The following is a 23,818-nucleotide window of genomic DNA, read 5'->3' on the forward strand; positions in this document are numbered from 1 at the left end:
CCCCGCCGCGCCCTTGGTATACATCACCATCATACTCAGTAATGCAGAACGGTACGAATGCTCTTGCCCGCATGCAGCAGGTCAAAGGCCTCATTGATCTTCTCGAACGGCATGTCGTGGGTAATGAAGTCGTCGATATTGATTTCGCCGTTCATGTAGCGCTCAACGTAGCCGGGCAGCTCAGTACGACCTTTCACGCCGCCAAACGCCGACCCTTTCCAGACCCGACCGGTCACCAGCTGGAACGGCCGCGTGGAGATCTCTTCACCAGCGCCGGCGACGCCGATGATGATCGACTCCCCCCAGCCCTTGTGGCAGCACTCCAGCGCCGACCGCATGACATTGACGTTGCCGATGCACTCGAACGAGTAATCCACGCCGCCGTCGGTCATGTCGACGATCACTTGCTGAATCGGATCGCTGTATTCCTTGGGATTGACGAAGTCCGTGGCGCCGAACTGCTTGGCCAGCTCGAATTTGTCAGGATTGACGTCAATCGCGATGATTTTCGACGCCTTGGCCATGGCGGCCCCCTGGATGACCGCCAGGCCAATCGCCCCCAGACCGAAGACGGCAATCGTCGAGCCGGGTTCTACCTTGGCGGTATTGAGCACCGCGCCAATACCGGTGGTCACCCCGCAGCCCAGCAGGCAGATCTTGTCCATCGGCGCTTCCTTGGAGACCGCCGCCAGGGAAACCTCGGGCAGCACGGTATACTCGCTGAACGTGGAGGTGCCCATATAGTGATGGAGCATCTTGCCGTCCAGCGAGAAACGCGAGGTGCCATCCGGCATCACGCCTTTGCCCTGGGTGGCGCGTACGCTGCCGCACAGGTTGGTCTTGCCCGACAGGCAGAATTTACACTGGCCGCATTCAGCGGTGTAAAGCGGAATCACATGGTCGCCGGGCTTGAGGCTGGTGACGCCCTCACCCACTTCCTGGACGATGCCGGCGCCTTCGTGGCCCAGCACGGCGGGAAAGTTGCCTTCCGGGTCGGCGCCGGAAAGCGTGTAGGCGTCAGTGTGACAAACGCTGGTAGCGGCCATCTTGACCAATACCTCACCCGCCTTGGGGCCCTCGACGTCAATCTCGACCAGTTCCAGGGGTTTGCCTGCTTCCAGTGCTACCGCAGCACGTGACTTCATTCTATTGCTCCTTTACTGCCTGTCGGCTCCGCGCCTTTCAGCGCGGGCGTATGGTTTACTCTTCGTCGGACGTGACCGGTTGATACTCAATGGGTAGCCACTGATAACCGTCGCCGTCCTCGATAATATGCCCGATCCCCGGGAACGGCATATGTGCGCCAGCGACCCAATGCTTGTCGTTGACCGCCGCTTTGAACACGGCCTCCCGGGCGTCAATCGCCTGGGCTGGGTCGGAATCAAACTCGATAGCGACCGTGGGATCGTCGAACTGAACGCCGTAACTATGTACGACGTCACCCCATACCAGCATGGCGTCGTCGTCACCGCTCAGCATGAAGCTGGTATGGCCAGGCGTATGGCCGTGGGTGTCCTGGGCCTCAATGCCCATCAGCATCTCGTCACCCGGCTCGAAGGGCGTAACGCGGTCGTCTTCCTGATAGGGCGCAACGGCGTCCTGGGCCATCTCGAAAAACGCCTTCTGGCCTTCCTCAGCCTCTTCCGCGCGCGATTCGCTCAGCCAGAAATCGGCATCCTGCTGGCTGACGCGCAGCTCGGCGTTGGGATACACCGCCTTACCATCGCGGGTCAGCCCGCACACATGATCCGGGTGAAGATGGGTCATCAGAATGGTATCCACGTCTTCGGGCTGGTAGCCGGAGGCGCGCAGATTCTCTTCGACATTTCCGAGCGTGGGGCCGAAACAGGCGGCCGAACCAGCATCCACCAGGACGAGGTTGTCACCGGTGTTGATCAAAAAGGCGTTAACCGCGGTCTGCACGCCGTCGTCGGTGTCGATGAACAGCGCGTTAAGGTGTTCACGAATGTCGTCTTGCCCCATGCCCTTGAGCAGTTGGGTGTCAATCGCCGTATAGCCGTCGTAAAGGGCCGTGACCTCGTGGTTGTCGACCATCATGCGGAACCAGCCCGACACCTGCTCGGGCCGTTGATCGGGCGCCGCCACGGCGCTGAGGGAGACCCCCATGGTCAGCAGCAGCGCTGCCTTGCCTGCGTTTGGAATCCATAAATGCTGAGACACGCATCACCTCCTGGATGGAAAAAGACGGGCTCGCCCGCTGGATCGAGGTTGTCCGCGATACCTAGCCACTCGCTCTACAAAGCCAGTACACAACGCTCAATACATCACAGTGTAGGTCAGGTAGGCGACCGGGATAAAGCGGGATACACTCACAAGATTATTGCTACTGAGCAACAATCCATTCAACCAGGGTGATGACATGCAGCGCTGGGACCGTATCGAAGCCTTTGTCGAAGTGGTGCGCCTTGAGAGTTTCTCGGCGGCAGCACGCCACCTCAAGGTGTCGACCTCGCACGTTAGCCGGCTGGTCAGCCAGCTGGAAAACCAGTTGGGCGTTCAGTTGCTGTATCGCACTACCCGGCAAATCCGCCTGACCGACGCCGGAGAGATTTACGTCGACCACTGCCGACACTTGTTTGACGGCCTGCGCGATGCCGAACAGGCGCTCAGTGAGCAGCAGGCCAAGCCCCACGGCGTCTTGAAGCTGACCTCGGCCACGACCTTTGGAGAGCGCTACATCGCCCCGCTGGTCAACGACTTTCAATGCCTGCATCCACAGCTCGACGTGCACATGCATTTCACCAACCGCCCGGTCGAACTGATCGACGAGGGCTTCGATATTGCGATCCGCATGGGGGTACTCAGAGATTCAAGCCTGATCGCGCGACGACTGTGCAATCGCCGCGAATACATTGTCGGCTCCCGGGCCTACTTTCGCCAGGCAACGCGCCCGCACACTCTGAGCGAACTGAGCCAGCACCGCTGCCTGGTGGGATCACGCCCCAACTGGCTATTTGAGGAGAATGGGCAGCGCCGCGAAGTAAAAATCGCCGGATGCTGGCAATCCAACTCAGGTCCGGCGCTGCTCGACGCAACGCTCAAGGGACTCGGTATCGCCCAGCTGCCCGACTACTATGTGACGCCCTACCTTGCCAGCGGCGAGCTGGTAGCGGTGCTGGAGCCCTTCCAGCATCACGATACCGGGGTCTGGGCCGTCTATCCCCGCCACCGCCATCTATCGCCCAAGATACGCCAGTTGGTCGATCATCTCGTTACCCATATAGGCTCGGTACTCCCCAACACGCCATGAACCCAGCCGGCCATGGTTAACGCCTTGACAACGGCTTCCCAAGCAATCGTGGCGTGCCAACACAGAACGGTGACGATATAATGACACCTGTTAAACGCCTGTTTACCTGCCTCACCTGCCGTTGGACGTTATAAGGATGTTGTATGTCTGATACCCCCCGTGCCTGGCCGCTTGGGTTCCGCACTACCTTGATCAAGGCCATTCTTTACGTGCTGGGGATTGGCGCCATTGCCCAAGGCGCCTTCCTGGAAGCGCTCTACCTCCCCGACGTGCGTTTCAGCGAGCTGGGCTTTACCGAGCTGACGCAAACCCTGACGCTTGCCGTGAGCTGCGGCCTGTTGCTGTACGTTCGCCATATCCTCAAGGTGTGGCCAACGGTGACGCTGCTGCTGCTGGCGTTTATCGGCGCCTCGCTGGTTCGCGAGCAGGATGCCTTTCTTGATCAGTATATCGCTGACGACACCTGGCAAATCATTGTCGCCCTCATCGTGGTGCCCTCGCTGGCCTGGGTCGTCATGCAGCGCCGCCGCTTTCTGGACGAGTTCGCGCACTACAGCAACTCGTTTTCGTTCGGCCTGTTTACCGCCGGGGTACTGACCACCTATATCTTTTCGCGGCTTTACGGTCGTCAGGACTTCTGGAGAGCCGTGCTACAGGATCATTTCGTGCGGGAATTCAAAGACGTCGCCGAGGAGGTGGTCGAACTGCTGGGCTATTCCCTGATCCTTGTCGCCATGATCGAGCTGATGCTGCTTGCCCGCCGCGTGCACAAGGCGCGCCTCGCACACGCCTAGTTCTACGGCTGCATGAAGGGCCAAAAAAAGCCCGCCGTTGGCAAACGGCGGGCTTTTTTGATGCAGGGCGCCGGGCGCCTATTCGTCGAGGAAGGAACGCAGCGGCTCGGAGCGGCTGGGATGACGCAGCTTGCGCAGCGCCTTCGCTTCAATCTGACGGATTCGCTCGCGCGTCACGTCAAACTGCTTGCCGACTTCTTCCAGCGTGTGATCGGTGTTCATGTCAATACCGAAACGCATGCGCAGCACCTTGGCCTCACGCGCCGTCAAGCCGCCCAGCACGTTGCGAGTTGCCTCGATCAGGCCTTCACCGGTGGCCATATCGATCGGCAGCAGCATGGTGCCGTCTTCGATGAAATCGCCCAGATGGGAGTCATCGTCGTCACCGATCGGCGTCTCCATGGAGATCGGTTCCTTGGCGATCTTGAGCACCTTGCGCACCTTGTCTTCGGGCATTTCCAAACGCTCGCCCAGCTCTTCCGGCGTCGGCTCGCGGCCCATTTCCTGGAGCATCTGGCGCGATACGCGGTTGAGCTTGTTGATCGTTTCGATCATGTGCACCGGAATCCGGATGGTGCGTGCCTGGTCGGCGATGGAGCGGGTGATCGCCTGACGAATCCACCAGGTGGCGTAGGTCGAAAACTTGTAGCCGCGGCGATATTCGAACTTGTCCACCGCCTTCATCAAGCCGATGTTGCCTTCCTGAATCAGGTCGAGGAACTGCAGGCCACGGTTGGTGTACTTCTTGGCAATCGAGATCACCAGGCGCAGGTTGGCCTCGACCATTTCTTTCTTGGCGCGACGGGCTTTGGCTTCACCAATCGACAGCTTGCGGTTGACCTCTTTCAGGTCGGCCACCCTGAGCTGCACCATGTCCTCTTCGAACGCGATCTTGCGCTGAGAGCGGGCGATATCGGCGCGCAGCGGCTCCAGCCGGTCCGCGTACTTGGGCTGCTCGGACTGGAAAGCATCCAGCCACTTGGGGTTCGACTCGCTGCCCGGGAACGACTTGATGAACGTCTTGCGCGGCACCTTGGCTTTTTTCACGCACAGTTGCATGATCGCCTTTTCCTGGGCGCGAACCTGCTCGACGCTGATGCGTACCTGCCCCACCAGCCGTTCGAAATGCTTGGGAACCAGCTTGATGGGCGAGAACAGCTCGGCCAGGCGCGCCTGCTCGGCTTTCAGCTCGGCACTGCCACGGCCATGCTTGGCAAAGGCAGCGTCCACCAGGGCATTCTGCTCGCGGATCTGCTCGAAACGCGCGCGCGCCTCTTCAGGATCCGGGCCGCCTTCGCTGGCCGAGGCGTCATCGTCTTCTTCGTCGACGTCAACGTCGTCGTCAACCTCTGACACCGGCTCGGGCTCGGGCACTTCGGCTTCGGCCACGCCGGGAATACCTTCGTCCGGGTCGATGAAGCCGGAGAACAGGTCGGACAGCCGACCTGGCGCCTCTTCGTCCTGGGTCGCGTCATAGGCGTCAAGGATCGACGCTACGGCACCGGGCAGATAAGCCAGCGCCGACATGACTTCGCGGGTTCCCTCTTCGATCCGCTTGGCGATCTCGATTTCGCCTTCCCGGGTCAGGAGCTCGACCGTGCCCATTTCGCGCATGTACATGCGCACCGGGTCGGTGGTGCGACCGACGTCGCTTTCCACGGCGGCAAGGGCCGCAACGGCCTCTTCCGCAGCGGACTCGTCCGTGGAGTGATCCGACATCATCAAAGTGTCTTCATCTGGCGCTTCTTCAACGACACTGATACCCATGTCGTTGATCATGCCAATGATGTCTTCCACTTGATCCGGGTCGGCGATATCCTCGGGTAGATGGTCGTTGACCTCGGCATAGGTCAGGTAGCCCTGTTCCTTGCCGCGCGCGATCAACTCCTTCAGACGTGACTGCTGCTGCGCATTTCCAGCCATAGAAACCCTATCTCGACGAAGAAGAATGAAGCACCTGAAGCGCTGATGAAAAAAAACCTATCAAGCCGAACAGTATAGCGCGTTTAGCCCGAGTTTTTCCAGTTTGTGTATTTGCGCTGTCATTCAGGTGTGTTAGGTTGATTGGTTTGCCATTTTTTGCTCGTGGCACTTATCTTGAGGCGGCGCAGGGGCTTTTCAACCCGTACCCGCCGTGTAACGTCACTGCTGGCGTTGAGACAACTCCATGACCAGACTCGCCAGGCGCTGGCGTTGGCGCTTGTCGAGCTTCTGCCCGTCGCGCTCCAGCGCAAGCAACGCCTCATATTCCTCGCGCGGCGATTGCTGCTGTTGAACGTGGCTCAAATGAGCCACCAAGCCAGTTAGCTCGGTCTCCCGCGCCGCCCTGGGAATCAACAGCTCCCGCTGGGCAAAGGCCGCCAACTGAACCCCTTCGGCACTGCCCTGAAAGTGCGCCAGAATCACCTGGGGGCTGCGATAACGCCCGGCTCGCAGGAGCGCCAGCAATTCCTGGCAGAGGCGCACTTCGTCGCCTTGCGGCCCTTCGCTGTCCGGTAGCCAGGCGTCCTTTTCCGGCAGGCTTGTCACCAGACCGGGCTCGTGGAGCAACAGCTGGATGATTCGCTCCACCGGCGAAAGTGCCTGCCCACGCCCGGCTTTCCGCGTGGAAGCGGGCGCCGCCGACTGCTGCGACACCGTCGCGTCAGCCGTTTCGGCCGGCTCGCCACGGGCCTGCTGCTGGCGAGCCTGCGCCGCGACGCGTTTTTCCAGCAGCCCCTTGAGCTGCTCCTGGGCCAGGCCGCTACGCTTGGCCAGGGCTTCCAGCATTAACGATCTGAGCATGCCCTCGGGCACTTTGTTCAATGCTTCGAGCACCTGACTGGCAAACCGCTCGCGACCTTCCACGGTATTCAGGTCACGCCCCTGGGCGGCCTGCTCAAACAGAAACTCGGAGAGCGGCATTGCGCAGGTGACACGATCCTGGAAAGCCTCGGTGCCCTCGCGGCGCACCAGGCTATCCGGATCATCGCCTTCCGGCAGAAACAGAAAGCGGGCCTCGCGGCCGTCGATCATCATCGGCAGCGCGGTTTCCAGCGCCCGGCTTGCCGCCTGGCGCCCGGCACGGTCACCGTCAAAACAAAACACCACGCGACTCACCAGGCGGAACAGGCGGCTCAAATGATCTTCGGTGGTGGCCGTCCCCAGAGTGGCAACGGCATTATGGATGCCATACTGCGCCAACGCCACGACGTCCATGTAACCCTCCACCATCACCAACTGCTCCAGCTTGCTGGACGCCTGGCGGGCTTCGTAGAGGCCGTAAAGCTCACGCCCCTTGTGAAACACCGGTGTCTCGGGGGAGTTGAGGTACTTGGGCTGATCATCGCCCATCACCCGACCGCCGAAGGCAATCGTGCGCCCGCGCAGGTCGCGAATCGGGAACATCACCCGGTCACGAAAGCGGTCGTAGGTACGCCCGGTATCTTCGCGGTGAATCAGCAGGCCGTATTCCGTCTGCACCGGCTCGCTTATACCCCGCTCGCTCAAGTGATGCTTGAGCGCCTCCCACCCCCCAGGGGCATAGCCAATGCCATAGGCGTCGATCACGTCGCTGGTAAGGCCACGCGTGTGCAAATACTGCTTGGCGCCCTGCCCTTCCTGCATTTTCAGCCGCTCGCGGTAGAAACTCGCGGCCAGCTCAAGCAGGTTGACCCCCTCTTTACGCTTTTTCTCGCGCTGCTGGGCGCGGGGATCGTCCGCGCCCTCTCGGGGCACGTCGATGCCGAGACGTCCGGCCAACTGGTCGACCGCCTCGGGAAACGGCAGCTTGTCGTACTCCATCAGAAAACGCAGCGCGTTACCGTGGGCCCCGCAACCAAAGCAGTGATAAAACTGCTTGTCGGCACTAACCGTAAACGACGGCGTTTTTTCCTGATGAAAGGGGCACAGACCCGAATAGTTGCGACCTGCCTTTTTGAGCTGTACGCGCTCACCGACCACTTCGACCACATCAACGCGGCCCAGTAGATCGTCGATAAAACGCTGTGGAATCTGGCCAGCCATGGACGCGGGCATCCTCGCGCGGGGCGCTGATTCGCGAACCTAACGTCATCGGGCCCTGCGCCCGATCACCTTAGACACGCTTTGGTAAAACGCAAAACAAGCGGCCACCTAAGTGGCGGCCGCTTGGCATCCCTCTTGAAACACGCTAAGCGTTAAACAGCGTGTTCCGGTACGGATCAATAGAGCCGTTCGAAACGCTTTTGCTCACGCTGAATCTTCTTGGCGTGACGTTTTACGGCTGCGGCCGCTTTGCGCTTGCGCTCAGCAGTCGGCTTCTCGTAGTGCTCGCGACGGCGTACTTCAGAGAGAACACCGGCTTTTTCGCAAGAACGCTTGAAGCGACGCAGGGCGACGTCAAACGGCTCGTTATCACGTACTTTTACAGAAGGCATTAAGCACTCACCTACCTTAAGGAGTCTTGAGTTCGGATAGTACGCGCACCGTTAAAGCATGTTTGCGAGTACAGTGCACGACCCAGTTTTACAGCGCACAACAGTCTAATCCTGCACGCCTGGCTTTGCAAATGCTAACGCCCACCCGGCGCCGGGGATGCTAAACTAACGCGACTATTTTTTACGGGGTTATTGTCCTATGCGCGTACTGGGCATTGAAACGTCCTGCGATGAAACCGGCGTCGCCATTTACGATACGTCGCTGAGCGGCGGCCAGGGCCTGCTGGCCGATGCGCTCTACAGCCAGATCGCCATGCACACCGACTACGGTGGCGTGGTGCCCGAACTCGCGTCGCGGGATCACACCCGCAAGCTGTTGCCGCTGATCGAACAGGTGCTCGGCGACGCCAGGCTGACGCGCCAGGATCTGGATGGCATCGCCTATACCGCCGGCCCCGGGCTGGTCGGCGCGCTCATGGTGGGGGCCAGCACCGCCCATGGCATGGCGCGAGGCCTGGGCATCCCGGTGCTTGGCGTTCACCACATGGAAGGTCATTTACTGGCGCCCATGCTGGAAGACAACGCCCCGGCGTTTCCGTTTGCGGCACTGCTGGTATCCGGCGGGCACACCCAACTGGTCGACGTCCAGCGCCTCGGGCACTACCAGCTGCTGGGCGAATCGGTGGACGACGCCGCCGGCGAGGCCTTCGACAAGGCCGCCAAGATGCTCGGCCTTGCCTACCCGGGCGGGCCACACGTGGCCGCACTGGCCGAACGGGGGAACCCTGAGCGCTTCCGTTTCCCCCGTCCGATGACCGACCGGCCAGGACTGGATTTCAGCTTTTCCGGCCTGAAGACCCATACCCTGACGGCCATTCGCCAACTGGAAGCGACGGGCGAGCTCGACGATCAGGCCCGCGCCGACGTGGCCCGCGCGTTTGAAGAAGCGGTGGTCGATACCCTGGTCATCAAGTGCCGCCGCGCGCTGGATCAAACCGGCCTCAAGCGTCTGGTGGTCGCAGGGGGCGTGAGCGCCAATCATCGGCTGCGCGAACGGCTTGCCCAGGCCTGCGAAAAGCGCCAGGCAACGGCGTATTATCCACGCGGACGTTTTTGCACCGACAACGGCGCCATGATTGCCTACGTGGGCGCCCAGCGACTCGCCGCCGGCGAGCACGACGCAAGCGGCATCATGCAGGCCACGCCGCGCTGGCCGCTCGCCGATCTGGCGGCACCGGTCACGCCCTAGCCGCTGCTCAGGAGCCGCCCAACGGCGGCTCCTCGCCACGCCGGAGCCGACGGATATTGAGCGCATGGCGAGCCAGCACCAGCAGACTGAACCCGCCGACCACGACCACATACGACGGCGCAAGCCAGGCGCACAGCAGCGGCGCCGCCAGCGCGCTGATCAGCGAGGCCAGCGCGGCGGTTCTCAGCCGCCACGCCAGAAGCGCCCAGACCAGCGCGCTGATAAGCGCCACCTCGGGCACCAACACCAGCAGCACGCCGAACGCACTGGCAACGGCCTTGCCGCCGCGAAAGCCATACCATAGCGGGTAGCTGTGCCCCAGCAGCACGGCCAGCCCGACCAACCCCTGCAGCCATACCGGCAACCCCGACAGCTTGGCCGCGAGCACCGCCGGCATGCCTTTCAGCGCATCCAGCAGCAGGGTCATCGCGGCCAGACGCGGGCCGTACAGGCGCAGCACGTTGGAAACGCCGGGATTACGCGAGCCATGCCGGCGCGGATCGGGCACGCCCGACCACCGGCAGACGCTTAGCGCCGCCAGCCAGCTGCCGCTGACATACCCCACCACTATCCATATCATGCCATTGTGCTCACTTTGCCCCCGCAGCGACTGTTGCTCGGCGCTTTGCTCACGTACAATCGCTCGCTCGTTGGCGTTTGGGGAAGGCCCATGGACCGCATTTTCATCGAAGCCCTTGAGGTCGACACCATCATCGGTGTCTACGATTGGGAGCGCACCATTCATCAGTCACTGCGGCTCGATTTGATCCTGGCCACCGACATACGCTCGGCGGCGGCCACCGATGACCTGCGCCTGACGCTGGATTACGCGGCCATTTGCCAACGGATCCAGCAGTTCGCCGATACCCATGACTTTGCCCTGGTAGAAACCTTTGCCGAACGGCTGACCGACTGCCTGCGCAACGACTTCCCCATCAGCTGGCTACGCCTCACCGTACGCAAGCCCGGCGCGGTGCCCAGCGCCGCCAGCGTCGGCCTTGAAATCACCCGTGGCACGCTACCCGAGACCCATGGAGCGCCGCAACCATGAGCTTAGTGACCGTTAGCCTGGGCAGCAATATCGAACCTGCCCGACATATTCGCCTGTGCCTCGATGCGCTGGCCGAGACCTTTGGCCGCCTGGCCATCTCGCGGGTATTCGAAAGCGAACCCGTCGGCTTCGACGACCAGCGTAATTTCTATAATCTGGTGGTGGCGTTTCACAGCGACTGGACGCCGGGCGCGCTTCAGGCGTGGGCCAAACAGCTGGAAATCGACCATGGCCGAACCCCGGCCATGACCAAGTATAGCCCCCGCGCGCTGGACATCGATCTGCTGACTGTGGGCGACGCCTGCGGCGTTATCGACAACATTTCCCTGCCCCGCGCCGAAATCAACTATAACGCCTTTGTGTTGCAGCCGCTGGCTGAACTGCTACCGACGACACCGCATCCCCGCTGCCAGACGCCCTACGCTACGCTGTGGGCGGGCTTTTCGCTGGGCAGCCAGCGCCTGTGGGCAATTGATTTTGTCTGGCAGGATCGCTGGGTGTCCCAGGCCGACCCGCTACCACGCCAGGCGATGGCCCGCTAGGGCGCCTTACCCCAGCGCCTCGGCGATCGCCAACCGTCGGCGCTCCTTGAGCGCCGCGCCCAGCGCAGCCCCCCGATAGCCTTCCGCCATCAGCGTTTGCGGGCTTACCTGACGTGCGGCCTGCCAGGCCGCCTGCAGCGTTTCTAGCTGCGCGGGGGCCAGTTCCCCGACCAGCATCAACTGCGCGTCCACCTGCCCGGGCTTGCGCCAGGCATCGAGACGTTCTAGCCAATCCGCGACCGCCGACGGCGCCCGACTCCCCGCCAGCATGGTCTGGGTAAGCGCCACATGGCGGGCCAACGCTGCAACGGCATTGGGCAGACGCAACCGCTGGGCGAGCGAGTCACGCTGGGCCTCGCTCAAGGGCGACGCCATCAGCGCGTAACGCCAGTCGCCATGGGCCAGGGCGTCCCTTTCCAGCGCTGGCGTCATGGCGGCGATGCCTGTACGCAAAGCGTCACCGGATAGCTCCGGCCACCACGTGGTCGAGGCGCCGCAGTCTTCGAGCGCCACAAAGTAGCTCGCCGGCGCCGCCTCGCCCAGCGCCTTGGCGGTTTCCTGCCAGACCCGCTCAGCGGCCAGGAAGGCCATCTCGCCGCTTGTGCTGACCTCCGCCATCAGCGCCAGCGTCTCCGGGGCAATGACAAAATCCAGCGGCTGGTAACGGGCCAGAAAGCGCGCGGTGCGCAGCACTCGGAGCGGATCTTCGCTGAAGGCGGGCGAGACATGCCGCAGCCGCCGCGCCTGTATATCCTGCTGTCCGTGAAAGGGGTCGATCAGGGTGCCGTCGGGCGCTTCGGCAATCGCATTGATGGTCAGGTCGCGGCGCAGCAGGTCGTCTTCCAGCGTCACCTCGGGGCTGGCAATCACCTGAAACCCGGCGTAGCCATGCCCGGCTTTACGCTCGGTGCGCGCCAGGGCGTACTCTTCGGCGCTGTCGGGATGAAGAAATACCGGAAAGTCGCGGCCTACCGGCTTGAACCCTCGCTGCAGCATGACCTCGGGCGTCGCGCCCACGACCACCCAGTCGTTGTCGTAAACTGGCCAGCCCAGCAGCCGGTCGCGCACGGCGCCGCCCACCCGGTAGACCTCGAGCCCGGCGATCCGCGGGTCGTTTTGCACTGTTGTCATCGCGCCACGCCCGCCGATGCACGGCCGGGCACCCGGATCCGCTCGCCGGTCGCCAGGTCTAGCGCGGTCAGCGCGCCTCCCCAGGCGCAGCCGGTATCCAGGGCGTTGACACGCACCCGGGCATCGGGCGTACGTCCCTCAAGGGCCGCCCAGTGGCCGAACAGCAGCTGTGGGTCATCGTCACGCGGGAACTGAAACCAGGGCGCAAACCCCGCAGGAGCGCTATCCATTCCCTTATTGGCAGTGAAATCCAGGCGCCCTTCAGCGTCGATAAAACGCATGCGGGTCAGCACGTTGACCACACAGCGCAGCCGCTCCATGCCGTCAAGCGCATCGTCCCAGCGGTCGGGGTGGTTACCATACAGCTGGCGCAAAAAGTCACCCGACTGCTCGCCGGTTAACGCGGCCTGCACCTCTTGCGACAGCGTTTCCACCTGATCAAGCCCCCATTGGGGTAACAGCCCCGCATGGGTCATCAGCCAGGCGTCATGGCGAACCGCTAAAGGACGGCTCTGCAACCAGTCGAGCAGTCGCTCACGGTCGGGTGCCTCAAGCACCGCCTTGAGGCTGTCGTTCTTCTTGAGCTTGCCGCCGCCCCGCGCGGCCACCAGCAAATGAAAGTCGTGGTTACCCAGCACGCACTGCACGGCACTGCCCAGGCGTTCGGCTTCGCGTAGACAGGCGAGCGAATCGGGCCCGCGGTTGACCAGGTCACCGACCAGCCAGAGCGTATCGCGTCTGGGGTCGAAGCTAAGCTGCTCCAGCAGCGTCACAAATTCGGCGTGGCAGCCGTGCACATCACCGATGGCGTAAGTACTCATGCAGGGAGCCTATAAAAAATGAATGCATCAAATACGCGTATTTCAACGCCTTATCATGCCTGGCGTTGGTGTCTCCTAATGCAGCTGCAGGGGCACCGCCAGCCTGAAGGGGGCAATCGCCACTTCAAAGACGCGCTGGGTTGAGGTATCCAGCAGGGTGTAGACGCCCTCCATGACCCCCACCGGCGTCTGCAGCATGGCACGACTGGTGTAGCGGAACTGCTGGCCCGGACCGATCAGCGGCTGCTGGCCCACCACGCCTTTGCCACGCACCTCCTGATACTCCCCACCGCCCTGGGTGATCTTCCAGTAACGCGCCATCAACTGAACGCTGTGGGGGCTGTTGTTGCGGACGCTCACGGCGTAGCTGAATACGTAGCGTGATTCCGCCTCGCTGGACTCGTCGGCACGGTATTCGGGCGTCACCGTCACCTCAATCGCCAGGTCACTCACGGGATTGCTCCTCCTTCATCGGCTGCCAAGCGGTTGGCGATCGCCACATACTCGGCGACGGTGAGCGTTTGCGGGCGACGCGCGGGGTCAATGCCCAGCGCTTCCAGCACCTCGGCGCTGACACGCCCTTTCAGGTTGTTGCGCAGTGTCTTGCGGCGCTGACCGAAAGCCTGCTTGACGAGCTCGAACAAAAGCGCGGGATCGTCGGCGGGATGCGGCAGCGCGGCGTGGGGGGTCAGGCGCACGATGGCCGAATCCACGCTGGGGCGGGGCACAAAGGCCTCAGGCGGCACAATGAACAGCTGCTCGACCTGACAGTAATACTGCGCCATGATCGACAAGCGCCCCCAGTCAGCTCCCCCCGGCGCGGCCGCCAGCCGCTCGACGACTTCCTTTTGCAGCATGAAGTGCATATCGGCAATGGCATCGCCCATGGTCAGCAGATGCACGATCAAGGGCGTCGAGATGTTGTAGGGCAGATTGCCTACCACGCGTAACCCAGGCCCTTCGCCTTTCAGCGCGGTGAAGTCGAACGTCAGCGCATCGCCTTCGTGGATGACGAAATCCGGGTAGTTGAAGAACTGTACCCTAAGCCCCGGGATCAGATCGCGATCGAGCTCGATGACCTCCAGCGACCCGGCCGCTTCGAGCAGCGGCTCGGTCAAGGCGCCCTGGCCGGGGCCAATCTCGACCAGCCGGTCGCCTTCACGCGGGCCGATGGCGCGAACGATGCGCGAAATGATCCCCAGGTCACGGAGAAAGTTCTGACCGAAGCGTTTGCGAGCGCGGTGCTGCTGGGGCGCGTGAGACATCAAGCACGTTTCCTTGGGGGCTATCGTTGGGCAAAAGGGTTGAACCATCAATTCGGCACGTCGCCGGGTCAGCGACGCGACGCGGTGCGCTGGTCGGCAAGCCGCCTGGCGAGCGAGAGGGCCACCTGCAGACTCCCGGCGTCGGCCACGCCCTTGCCCGCCAGCGCCAGCGCCGTACCGTGATCCACGGACGTGCGCACCAGCGGCAGACCCAGGGTGATATTGGCGGCCTGACCGAAGCCGGCGTATTTTAACACCGCCAAGCCCTGGTCATGATACATGGCAAGCACCGCATCGACGTCGGCCAGATGGCGCGGGGTAAACAGGGTATCGGCGGGGAAAGGCCCGCTGATCGCCATGCCCTCCTGACGCAGCGCATCAAGGGCGGGCATGATGATATCCAGCTCCTCGCGCCCGAGGTGGCCGTCTTCCCCGGCATGGGGATTCAGCCCGCACACCGCAATGCGCGGCGACACCAGGCCGAACTGGTGGCGCAGATCGGCCTCCAGCAGGCGGCTGATACGCATCACGCGCTCATGGGTGATGGCCTCGGCCACTTCGCGCAGCGGCAAATGGGTCGTCACCAGCGCCACACGCAGGTCGCCGCTGCCCTGCCAGCCTGGGGCTTGTGCATGCAGGGCATTGTCGGTCGCCAGCATCATGACCACCTCGTCAACGCCGCAGGCATCGCGCAGCCACTCGGTATGCCCGGTGAACCCGGCGATGCCAGCCTCGATGATCACCCCTTTGTGCAGCGGCGCGGTAACCATGGCCGCTGCCTGCCCCGATCGACAGGCAGCCACCGCGAGCGCCAGGGTCTCGAGTACATAATGGCTGTTCGCCGGATTGAGCGTACCGGGCACCGCGGGTTCCTTCAGCGCAACCGGCCAGACCGGCAGCGTCGGCGCCTGAGGTGCCGGCAGCACCTGGCCCGGCGACGCTTCGACAACTGCCACCTCGAGCGACAGGGCATCGGCGCGCTGACGCAGCATGCGCGGGTCGCCAATCGCCACGGTGCCTGCAGGCAAGACGCCCCGGGCGGCCAGCATCAGCACAAGCTCGGGCCCGATACCGGCGGGTTCACCGGTGGTGATCACCATCGGTGACGCATGGTCAGGGCTCATTAAAGGCGGACATCTACGAAGGCTTGCGAGCGGATTTGCTGCTGCCAGGCTTCCAGCTCCTGGTTGGCGCGGCGCTGGAAGATAGCCTGGCGAATCTCTTCACGCTGGGCTTCCTGGGTCACGTCCTGCTGGCGGCGCTCCAGGACTTCGATAACGTGATAGCCGAACGGCGAGCGAACCGGCTCGGACACCTGATTCACCGAGAGCTCCCGCATGGCCTCTTCAAAGGCGGGGACGGTCTGCCCGGGGCGTACCCAGCCAAGGTCACCGCCATTGAGCGCGCTGCCGTCATCATCGCTCATTTCACGGGCCACGGTGGCAAAGTCATCGCCCTGCGCCAGCCGCTCGCGGGCCTCTTCAGCCATGGCGCGTGCCTGCTCATCGTCGCGGGTCGGGGTCAGCTCGATGAGGATGTGGCGCGCACGGGTTTCGGGGATCACGGCCTGCTCCCCCGACCGGCCGGTCTGCTGGCTCAGCAGGCGGTCAACTTCGCTGTCGCTGATATTGACCCGGCTGCCGACCTGGCGCTGCTGTACCTGGCGCATGAGCATTTCGCGACGCACGTTGTCCCGCACGCTGGCCAGCGTCATGCCGTCGGCTTCCACCGCATCGGCAAACTCGTCCAGGGTCATGTCGTTCGACTCGGCGATCGAGCGCACCTGCCGGTTAAGCTCGGTGTCGTCGACGGTGATATTGGCATCGCGCGCCATCTGCAGCTGGATTTCTTCCAGGATCATGCGCTCAAGCACCTGCCGCTCGATCTGCTCACCGACGGGAAGCGACTCGCCACGGGATTTGGCCTGGCGCTCGACCTGGGCCATGCGGTCGTTCAGCTCGCTGCGCATGATCACGCCATCGTTGACCACCGCGACCACCCGGTCGAGGGTCTGGCGCTCGGCAGGCGCCGAGGTTTGCGCCTGGGCACTCAGCGGAACGGCAGCCGCCATGCACAGGGCCAGGACGCCGCCTACCGATAGCAGGGTCGCGCGGACACGCAGGGTCTTTCTCATCGTCATAACATCGTCTCTGTCAGTCGCCATTCAAAAGGCTCATTTATAAAGGCGTCGGGCGGTAACCCGGAATAGCTTGCTCAAAGAATCCATCGGCATTCTGACCAACGCCGCCTAAACCGCGGAATACGAAGCGCAGGAAAATACCGCGATCGTTGAAGTCGTCGTCGATACGCGCGCTGTCGTTGTCGTCGATCCATTCGCGCCATACCACCTGCAGGCCATAGCAACAGTCGCTCCACTGGACACCCGCCAGCTGTTCCAGCGCGCGGCCATTGGTTTGATCGTGAAGGTAACGGCCGATCAGATCAATCTGCGGGCTGGCTTTCCACGCAAAGGACAGATCCCACTCTTCGCGATCGTAGTTGCGAAAGCTGTCATCGCTCGGCTCTACCCCGGGGTCGAAGTCTTCGATTTCCCAACGGTAGCCAAGGTTCACGACGTGGCCCTGCGGATGACGGTAGCGCAGGTCGGCGGTGGCGCTTTCGGTACGCTCGCGCTTGTCGTCATAAAGCCACTCGTAGCCGGTGCTCCAACGGTCGCTGATCTGCCAGTCGATCCGCGTGACCAGCGGCGAACGATCCCGAGTGGCTTGATAATATTCCTCGTCATTCGTGCGCGGCGGCAGCGTATCAGCATCGCCCTCGATATCGATCCGTCGCTCGTCGAAGTAGACGCTTTGACCAACGCCCACGGAGAGTCGGTCGCGGCCGGTCTCGTCCTCGAGCAGCCGCGATTCGACACCAAACGACAGTCGGTTCAGATCACCCACCCGGTCGGCGCCGGAAAAGCGATTGGGAGACCAGAGCTGGTTCCATGAAAAAGCTCGCTCGCTGCTGTCAAAATCCGGCAGTTCGCTCTGGTCGGTGCGCGGCACGAAGGCGTAGTTCAAGCGCGGCTCTAGGGTTTGGCGGTAGTCGCGGCCGCCCAGCGCCAGCTCACGCTCGAACACCAGGCCGCTGTCCACCGAGGTTATCGCCACGGTGCGGCTTGGCGACTCGCCGTTGGTCGTCGCGCGATCGCCGTAATCCAGCTGGTAGTCGGTGTGCCAGAGTTCCGTGCGCGGCTCGATATAGCCCCAAGGCCGGTCAAATCGCCAGCCCAGCGCCGGTGTCAGGTGCACCCGGCTACCCGTGGCGGCTTCGCGCTCGATGATCCGCTGCTCGTTGACGTCCCGCCAGAAGTAAGTGGCGTTGGATCGCCACTGGCTGTAGACGCCGCTGCCCAGCTGCCAATCGGCATTGGCGGTCAGGCTCGGCAGGCGATAGAACGGCTTGTCGCGGTCATTGAGCGGATCGTCCAGGCGCTGGAAGCCCTGGGCCCGGGCATCCAGCTGCCAGCGCTCGCCGCGATAGTCCACCTGCGCGAGGCGTTCCATGCTGACGCGGTCGCTGCTGCCAAACTCGCCACCAAAATCATCGAAGTATCGCCCGTCGCTGGCGGCGCCGTAATTCAAGCGATAGCGGCTGCGCGGATTGATACGCCCGGCGTTTTGGGTCTCAAAATACCAGCGATCCTGCCCCGCGTAGCGCCCTTCTGCGCCGCCCGAGCCGCCGTCATCGCTGTTTAGATAGCCCGCCTCCACCGTGCCGGCAACATTATCTTCCAGATAGCGGAACTCGCCGTTGAGCAGCAGGCCGTGGTCGGTCATCCAGCGCGGGGTGATGGTCGCATCGCGGTTGGGCGCAATGTTCCAGTAGAACGGCTGGGTATAGTCGACCCCGTCACCGGACACTGCAATCGCCGGCGTCAACAAGCCGGTATGGCGACGGTCATCGATCGGGAAGCGCACCCAGGGCACGTACATCACGGGCACGTCCTTTATTTCCAGCCGCGCATGACGCGCGGTGCCGAAACCCGCCGCCTGATCCAGGCGAATATCGCTGCTCACCAGTTGCCAGGTGTTTTCGCCGGGATCGCAGGTGGTGAAGCTGGCATCCTTGAGGCGGTACTGATCCTTTTCCAGCTGTTCCAGTTGGACGGCCTGACCGCGCAGATGCTGGTCGTAAAGCACGAACTGGCTGTTATCCAGTTGGGTGCGGTCTTCGTTGAGCATGATGTCGGCCGTATCGCCACGCACCAGGGCGGTGCCGTCGCGCAGGGCGATATTGCCCTCGGCGTGTACACGCTCGCGGTCGGCGGGCATGGTGATCTGCTCCGCCTCAACCTCTTCGTTGGCTCGCCGCAATACCACGTCGCCACGCAGAATCGTTTTTCCGTCGGTGGCGTAGTCCGCTTCGGTGGCCTCGGCCGCCAGCGTGTCGGGATTTTCCTGCTCTGCCAAGCGGTAACCGGGCATGACGTAACGGCCACGACAGAGCTGCGTCGCCGCCTCCTCTTTCCCCCAGGGTTCCCAGTCCAGCGCGTCGGCCGAGAGCGGCTCACTTTGCGCCACGGCTGAAAACGAGGCACCGGCCAGCAAACTGCCCATCAATGTTTGCGCCATTGGCACCGCGCGCGAAAATCGCTTGCCCATCGTCGTTATCCTTGGCATCGAGAATCGGTATTATACAGTCCGCATCATGCCCGACCAGCCAGGAGCTTGCATGTCTTCATCGCGGATTAACGCCCTTACTACCTGGGCCGCACACCAACACGGGCTTGGCGTAGACGCCATTGCCATCGCCCCCGCCGGCGGCGACGCCAGTTTTCGGCGCTATTTCCGGCTGACGCTCCCCGACGGCACCACCCGGGTGGTCATGGATGCCCCACCCCAACAGGAGGATAGCCAGCCGTTTGTGACCATTGCCCGACGCTGGCATGGCGCGGGTCTGCCGGTACCCCAGGTGCATGCTGCCGATCTCGAGCAGGGCTTTTTACTGCTCGACGACCTGGGTAGCATGCCCATGCAGCAGCTGTTTACCGATGATGCGGCTGTTCGAGGCTACCATAATCAGGCCCTCACGCTGATCGCCGATTTACAAAATCGCGTGTCGCCAACGTCACTGCCAGCCTACGACGCGACGCTGCTGGGTCGCGAACTCGACCTGTTTCCCACGTGGTGCCTGAACGCATGGCTGGGCCTTTCAGCGCCCGACAGCTGGACGGCGCTGCGCGCCGAGCTGATCGACCAGGCCCTTGACCAACCCGTGGTCTGCGTCCACCGCGATTTTGACGCCATGAATTTAATGGTTCATCACCAGCAGCTGTTCATGATCGACTTCCAGGACGCGGTGGCAGGCCCCATCAGCTACGATGTCATTTCACTGCTGCGCGGGCGCTACCGGCGCTTCAGCGATGAACAGTTTGCCGCCTTCGTGGCGGCGTTTCACCACGCGGCCCGGCGCGATGGTCGCCTGTCGCCACGCCACGACGCCGCCACCTTTCTCCAACAGTGCCAGGCGATGGCCGCCCAGCGAACCCTCAAGGTGTTGGGCATTTTCTGCCGCTTGACCCTGCGCGACCAAAAAACGGGATATCTGGCGCGACTACCCCACTTTCTCGATCATCTCGACGACAGCCTGGCCGGACTGCCGGCGCACGGCGACTTTGCCCGCTGGGCCAGGGATACGCTGCGCCCGGCAGTGATGGCGCGCCTGAACGAGGCAGAGGTATGAAAGCCATGATCCTGGCCGCCGGCCTCGGCAAGCGAATGCGCCCGCTCACCGACCACTGCCCCAAGCCCTTGCTGCCGGTCGCCGGCAAGCCGCTCATCGTACACCACCTGGAGCGACTCAAGCGTGCCGGCATTGATCAAGTAGTGATCAATGTCAGCTACCGGGCGGAGCAGATCATTCAGGCGCTCGGCGACGGCCGGGCTTACGGCGTCTCCATCCAGTGGAGCCGAGAAGCCACCCCGCTGGAGACCGGCGGCGGCATCCATCAGGCGCTACCGCTACTCGGCGAGGCGCCCTTTCTGCTGCTCAACGGCGATATCTGGTGCGACGCGCTGCCCGGCGAGCATGCATTGGCCACAGAGGATCTGGCTCACCTGATATTGGTCGACAACCCCGACCACCATCGCGACGGGGATTTCGCCCTGCGCGATGGCCGGGTGTATCAGCATCCTGCCCCGCGTTTGACCTATTCAGGCATCAGCCTGATTCGACCGGCGCTTCTGGCAAACCAGGCGGCAGGCGCCTTTGCCCTGGCGCCGCTGCTGAGAGAGGCGATAGACGCCGGCCGGGTGAGCGGTGAGCACACGCTTCACCACTGGGTCGACGTCGGCACGCCCGAGCGGCTGGCCGAGCTTGATGACCACCTGCAACGCCAGGGAGTTTAAGGATGAGCGCCGACGATTTGAACGCCGCCATTGCCACCACGCCGCTGGTGGCGGTATACGGCACGCTGAAGAAAGGCCTGAACAACGCCCACTGGCTGTCGGCGGCGACCTGGCTGGGGGCCGACACCAGCACCGACCTGACCCTCTACGACATCGGCCCCTACCCCGGCGCCAAATGGCAAAGGTCGCGCGGTATCACGCTTGAAGTCTATCGCGTGACGGCAAACCAGCTCGCCGATCTCGACGTCCTGGAAGATCACCGCCCGCAGGCGCCGGCCCAGGGCGAGTACCAGCGGCGGCTGCTTGCCACGCGCTTCGGCACCGCCTGGGTCTACGTTTACAACCCAAGCGTGGCAGGACGCCGGATGATTGCCCAGGGCGGCTGGCTGCCACAATGAGGCAGTGCGCCTCGGGCAAGAGATGTTATGCTGCGCAACTTAGTGGAGTCGCCAGGACGAGGAGAGCAACGTGAAAGCACGGGTACAATGGACAGACGGTCGCCAGTTCGTCGCCGAGTCGGGCAGCGGTCACAGCGTCGTGATCGACGGCCCACCGGATCATGGCGGTCGCAACACCGGCCCTCGGCCGATGGAAATGCTGCTGATGGGCATGGGCAGCTGCACAGCCTTCGATATCCTTAATATTCTCGACAAGGCCCGGGCCGACGTGACCGATTGCGTGGCCGAACTGGAGGCCGAACGCGCCGATAGCGTGCCGTCGGTGTTTACCCGCATCCACGTGCACTTTGTAGTGACCGGCCGCGCCCTGAAAGAGAAACAGGTTCAGCGCGCCGTCGAGCTGTCGGCGGAGAAGTACTGCAGCGCCTCGATCATGCTGACCAACGGCGGCGTTGAAATCACTCATTCGTTCGAGATAGTCGAGGCGTAACCGGCGCACCAGGCAGGCGTTCAGGCCGGGCAAGTCGCGAAAAAACTTGCCTGGCCGGATGCATCACGGGATCGAGGCGGGCATAATACGTCCGCTTTTCTATGGCGCCTTGTGTCAAAAGGCGCTGGAATGCGTGCTCCTCACCATGGGACGTCGGTGCCTCCCCGGCCGGCACTGTGCCCATGATCGGTTCCGGCGTTGGCTCGTCGGGGTGTTTTCATCTGCCATAGGGAGGTTCGGACGTGTCAGATAATCTCCGACTCCACGGGTTTAACAACCTGACCAGTTCGCTAAGCTTCAACATTTACGACATCTGTTACGCCAAGACGGAAGAGCAGCGTGGGGCTTATATCGATTATATCGATGAGCTTTACAACGCCGAACGGTTGACGCAGATCCTCAAGGACGTGACCAACATCATCGGCGCGCACGTACTGAATATCTCGCGCCAGGATTACGAGCCCCACGGCGCCAGCGTGACCATTCTGATTGCCGAACACGAGCTGGACGAGACCGACCCCGAGCAAACGGAACCGGGCCCCGGCCCGCTGCCGGAGACCGTGGTCGCCCACCTGGACAAGAGCCACGTCACCGTCCACAGCTACCCCGAGTCACACCCGGACAACGGCATCAGCACCTTCCGACTGGACATTGACGTGTCGACCTGTGGCCATATCAGCCCCCTCAAGGCACTGAACTACCTGATCCACAGCTTTGACTCCGACATCGTGACCATGGACTACCGGGTGCGCGGCTTTACCCGCGACGTCGACGGCAAGAAGCTGTTCATCGACCATGACATCACCTCGATCCAGGATTATCTGGCCGAGGATACCAAGCATTCCTATCAGATGATCGACGTGAACGTGTATCAGGAAAACATGTTCCACACCAAGATGCTGCTCAAGAACTTCGAGCTGGATAACTACCTGTTCGGCACCACGCAGAAAGATATCAGCTTCGAAGAAGCGCGCGATATTGAAAGCCGCCTGCGCAAGGAAATGCTGGAAATTTTCTACTCGCGCAATCTCGACTGACCGGGTGACACGAAAACCAAAAGCCGACGTCATGCGTCGGCTTTTTGGTGGCGGTACGCTTTTGTTGGCGGTAATAGGGTCAAGCTGGCTAGTAAACGCCCGGCTCGCCTTCCGGTCGCGTCTTGAAGCGTCGATGCAGCCATAAGTACTGCTCGGGATGGCGACGAATGGCCTGCTCGATAAAGGCATTGACCCGCGTGGCATCGGCAACTTCATCGCGGCTTGGATAGTTCTCCAGCGCAGGGAGCCACTCGTAGGTGTAGGTACGGTTATCCGGGTTGCGGTAGAAAATCAGCGGCACCACCTCAGCGCCGGTCATCCGCGCAATCTTGGCGGTCAGCCGCACCGTCGCCGCCTGCTGGCCGAAAAACGGCGCGAACACGCTGGCGTCGCGACCAAAGTCCTGGTCGGGGGAATACCACACCGAATAGCCCGCTTTCAGCCGTCGCACAACGCTTCTCAGGTCATGGCGGTGAATCATTTGATCAAACACTCGCAAGCGGGCCCGGGTCATGAAGCGGTCGAACAGTGGGTTGTTGTGTGGCCGGTAGACGGCGTCCGAGGTAAAAAACAGTGAGTGTAATGCACCGCCCAAATCCAACGGCGAAAAGTGCACGCCGATAATCAGCACCCCTTTCCCCTGCGCCTGGGCCCTGGCGAGGTTTTCTTCACCGACACAGGCGACGCGATGGCGAAAGTCCTCGGGGCTGCGGCACCACGCCACGGCGGTTTCCAGTAGGCCAATGCCATTGGCGATGAACGTCTGCTTGACCAGCCGACGCTGTTCCGCAGGGCTTTTGTCGGGAAAGCAGAGCTTGATGTTGACGTCGGTAATGTGCCGACGGCGCTTGGCAAAGCGCCAGGCTAGTCGGCCGATTGCCGAGCCAATGGCTATGTTCAGACGCCAGGGGAACCAGGCCACCACGTACATGGAGGCAATGCCCAGCCAGGTCAGCCAGAAGCGCGGGTGCGCAAAAGAGCGTGGATAGGTGGATCGTGACATGCGGTTCGCCCTT

At 62.6% G+C, this 23,818-nt stretch carries 23 protein-coding genes and 2 pseudogenes; 11 read left to right on the forward strand and 14 right to left on the reverse strand.

Annotated elements, in window-relative coordinates:
- Nucleotides 1–35 precede the first annotated feature (35 nt).
- Complete coding sequence (locus tag QC815_RS00900) at nt 36–1,145, reverse strand: S-(hydroxymethyl)glutathione dehydrogenase/class III alcohol dehydrogenase (protein WP_230446095.1); 1,110 nt, start codon at nt 1,143–1,145, stop codon at nt 36–38.
- Nucleotides 1,146–1,200: 55 nt separating this feature from the next.
- A complete protein-coding gene (locus QC815_RS00905; protein ID WP_309766451.1) occupies nt 1,201–2,181 on the reverse strand; it encodes an MBL fold metallo-hydrolase in 981 nt (326 codons plus the stop codon).
- A 199-nt stretch (nt 2,182–2,380) separates the two neighbouring features.
- Here QC815_RS00905 and QC815_RS00910 point away from each other — a divergent pair, with 199 nt between their 5' ends.
- Nucleotides 2,381–3,271 (forward strand): LysR family transcriptional regulator, encoded by an 891-nt coding sequence (locus tag QC815_RS00910; RefSeq protein WP_230446093.1) that lies wholly within the window; start codon nt 2,381–2,383, stop codon nt 3,269–3,271.
- Between the two features lie 143 nt (nt 3,272–3,414).
- Nucleotides 3,415–4,065, forward strand: a complete 651-nt coding sequence (locus tag QC815_RS00915) for a hypothetical protein (RefSeq protein WP_230446092.1) — start codon at nt 3,415–3,417, stop codon at nt 4,063–4,065.
- 78 nt (nt 4,066–4,143) lie between these two features.
- On the opposite strand, the gene rpoD is transcribed toward QC815_RS00915, so the two are convergent.
- Nucleotides 4,144–5,988: an RNA polymerase sigma factor RpoD gene (gene rpoD, locus QC815_RS00920; RefSeq protein ID WP_230446091.1), complete on the reverse strand. Its 1,845-nt coding sequence runs from the start codon at nt 5,986–5,988 to the stop codon at nt 4,144–4,146.
- Nucleotides 5,989–6,150: 162 nt separating this feature from the next.
- Between rpoD and QC815_RS17435 the strand changes: the two are divergent.
- Nucleotides 6,151–6,294: pseudogene (locus QC815_RS17435) on the forward strand (hypothetical protein); the annotation flags it as partial.
- On the opposite strand, the pseudogene dnaG reads toward QC815_RS17435, so the two are convergent.
- Both dnaG and rpsU read right to left on the reverse strand, forming a co-directional pair.
- Nucleotides 6,250–8,082, reverse strand: a pseudogene (gene dnaG / locus QC815_RS00925) (DNA primase); the annotation flags it as partial. The pseudogenes QC815_RS17435 and dnaG overlap by 45 nt on opposite strands.
- Before the next feature lie 164 nt (nt 8,083–8,246).
- A complete protein-coding gene (rpsU, locus tag QC815_RS00930) occupies nt 8,247–8,462 on the reverse strand; it encodes a 30S ribosomal protein S21 (RefSeq protein WP_007113641.1) in 216 nt (71 codons plus the stop codon).
- A gap of 199 nt (nt 8,463–8,661) precedes the next feature.
- Between rpsU and tsaD the strand changes: the two genes are divergently transcribed.
- Nucleotides 8,662–9,711 (forward strand): tRNA (adenosine(37)-N6)-threonylcarbamoyltransferase complex transferase subunit TsaD, encoded by a 1,050-nt coding sequence (gene tsaD / locus QC815_RS00935; RefSeq protein ID WP_309766461.1) that lies wholly within the window; start codon nt 8,662–8,664, stop codon nt 9,709–9,711.
- A 7-nt stretch (nt 9,712–9,718) separates the two neighbouring features.
- Here the strand turns inward: tsaD and plsY are convergent, their stop codons facing one another.
- Nucleotides 9,719–10,291, reverse strand: a complete 573-nt coding sequence (gene plsY / locus QC815_RS00940) for a glycerol-3-phosphate 1-O-acyltransferase PlsY (RefSeq protein ID WP_230446088.1) — start codon at nt 10,289–10,291, stop codon at nt 9,719–9,721.
- Between the two features lie 90 nt (nt 10,292–10,381).
- Between plsY and folB the strand changes: the two genes are divergently transcribed.
- Together folB and folK are read left to right on the forward strand one after the other, a co-directional pair.
- Entirely contained in the window at nt 10,382–10,762 is a 381-nt protein-coding gene (folB, locus tag QC815_RS00945; RefSeq protein ID WP_230446087.1) for a dihydroneopterin aldolase, read from the forward strand.
- Entirely contained in the window at nt 10,759–11,304 is a 546-nt protein-coding gene (folK, locus tag QC815_RS00950) for a 2-amino-4-hydroxy-6-hydroxymethyldihydropteridine diphosphokinase (protein WP_230446086.1), read from the forward strand. Before folB ends, folK begins: the two co-directional genes overlap by 4 nt.
- Nucleotides 11,305–11,310: 6 nt before the next feature.
- On the opposite strand, the gene QC815_RS00955 is transcribed toward folK, so the two are convergent.
- From QC815_RS00955 to QC815_RS00985, 7 genes are all read right to left on the reverse strand, one after another.
- The gene (locus tag QC815_RS00955; protein ID WP_309766463.1) at nt 11,311–12,435 is read right to left on the reverse strand and encodes a tRNA nucleotidyltransferase/poly(A) polymerase-related protein; all 1,125 of its coding nucleotides are present in this window, start codon (nt 12,433–12,435) and stop codon (nt 11,311–11,313) included.
- Nucleotides 12,432–13,256 (reverse strand): symmetrical bis(5'-nucleosyl)-tetraphosphatase, encoded by an 825-nt coding sequence (locus QC815_RS00960; protein WP_230446084.1) that lies wholly within the window; start codon nt 13,254–13,256, stop codon nt 12,432–12,434. Before QC815_RS00960 ends, QC815_RS00955 begins: the two co-directional genes overlap by 4 nt.
- A gap of 75 nt (nt 13,257–13,331) precedes the next feature.
- Entirely contained in the window at nt 13,332–13,709 is a 378-nt protein-coding gene (gene apaG, locus QC815_RS00965; protein WP_230446083.1) for a Co2+/Mg2+ efflux protein ApaG, read from the reverse strand.
- Nucleotides 13,706–14,521: a 16S rRNA (adenine(1518)-N(6)/adenine(1519)-N(6))-dimethyltransferase RsmA gene (gene rsmA, locus QC815_RS00970; protein ID WP_309766465.1), complete on the reverse strand. Its 816-nt coding sequence runs from the start codon at nt 14,519–14,521 to the stop codon at nt 13,706–13,708. The genes apaG and rsmA overlap by 4 nt, the downstream gene beginning before the upstream one ends.
- 68 nt (nt 14,522–14,589) lie before the next feature.
- Nucleotides 14,590–15,645 (reverse strand): 4-hydroxythreonine-4-phosphate dehydrogenase PdxA, encoded by a 1,056-nt coding sequence (pdxA, locus tag QC815_RS00975; protein ID WP_309766467.1) that lies wholly within the window; start codon nt 15,643–15,645, stop codon nt 14,590–14,592.
- Nucleotides 15,645–16,661 (reverse strand): peptidylprolyl isomerase, encoded by a 1,017-nt coding sequence (locus QC815_RS00980; RefSeq protein ID WP_309766469.1) that lies wholly within the window; start codon nt 16,659–16,661, stop codon nt 15,645–15,647. Before QC815_RS00980 ends, pdxA begins: the two co-directional genes overlap by 1 nt.
- Before the next feature lie 37 nt (nt 16,662–16,698).
- Complete coding sequence (locus QC815_RS00985) at nt 16,699–19,131, reverse strand: LPS-assembly protein LptD (RefSeq protein ID WP_309766471.1); 2,433 nt, start codon at nt 19,129–19,131, stop codon at nt 16,699–16,701.
- A 70-nt stretch (nt 19,132–19,201) separates the two neighbouring features.
- On the opposite strand from QC815_RS00985, the gene QC815_RS00990 reads away from it, so the two are divergent.
- The 5 genes from QC815_RS00990 (at nt 19,202) to speD (ending at nt 22,802) form a co-directional block, all read left to right on the forward strand.
- Complete coding sequence (locus QC815_RS00990; RefSeq protein ID WP_309766473.1) at nt 19,202–20,212, forward strand: aminoglycoside phosphotransferase family protein; 1,011 nt, start codon at nt 19,202–19,204, stop codon at nt 20,210–20,212.
- Nucleotides 20,209–20,877 (forward strand): N-acetylmuramate alpha-1-phosphate uridylyltransferase MurU, encoded by a 669-nt coding sequence (gene murU, locus QC815_RS00995; protein ID WP_230446077.1) that lies wholly within the window; start codon nt 20,209–20,211, stop codon nt 20,875–20,877. Before QC815_RS00990 ends, murU begins: the two co-directional genes overlap by 4 nt.
- A gap of 2 nt (nt 20,878–20,879) precedes the next feature.
- Nucleotides 20,880–21,275, forward strand: coding sequence for a gamma-glutamylcyclotransferase family protein (locus QC815_RS01000; protein ID WP_230446076.1), 396 nt, complete (start codon nt 20,880–20,882; stop codon nt 21,273–21,275).
- A gap of 70 nt (nt 21,276–21,345) precedes the next feature.
- The gene (locus tag QC815_RS01005) at nt 21,346–21,765 is read left to right on the forward strand and encodes an OsmC family protein (RefSeq protein WP_230446075.1); all 420 of its coding nucleotides are present in this window, start codon (nt 21,346–21,348) and stop codon (nt 21,763–21,765) included.
- Between the two features lie 242 nt (nt 21,766–22,007).
- The gene (speD, locus tag QC815_RS01010; RefSeq protein WP_230446074.1) at nt 22,008–22,802 is read left to right on the forward strand and encodes an adenosylmethionine decarboxylase; all 795 of its coding nucleotides are present in this window, start codon (nt 22,008–22,010) and stop codon (nt 22,800–22,802) included.
- Nucleotides 22,803–22,890: 88 nt separating this feature from the next.
- On the opposite strand, the gene lpxL is transcribed toward speD, so the two are convergent.
- Nucleotides 22,891–23,805: an LpxL/LpxP family Kdo(2)-lipid IV(A) lauroyl/palmitoleoyl acyltransferase gene (gene lpxL / locus QC815_RS01015; protein WP_230446073.1), complete on the reverse strand. Its 915-nt coding sequence runs from the start codon at nt 23,803–23,805 to the stop codon at nt 22,891–22,893.
- Nucleotides 23,806–23,818: the final 13 nt, after the last annotated feature.

Source organism: Vreelandella gomseomensis, assembly GCF_031451645.1.
GTDB lineage: Bacteria > Pseudomonadota > Gammaproteobacteria > Pseudomonadales > Halomonadaceae > Vreelandella > Vreelandella gomseomensis.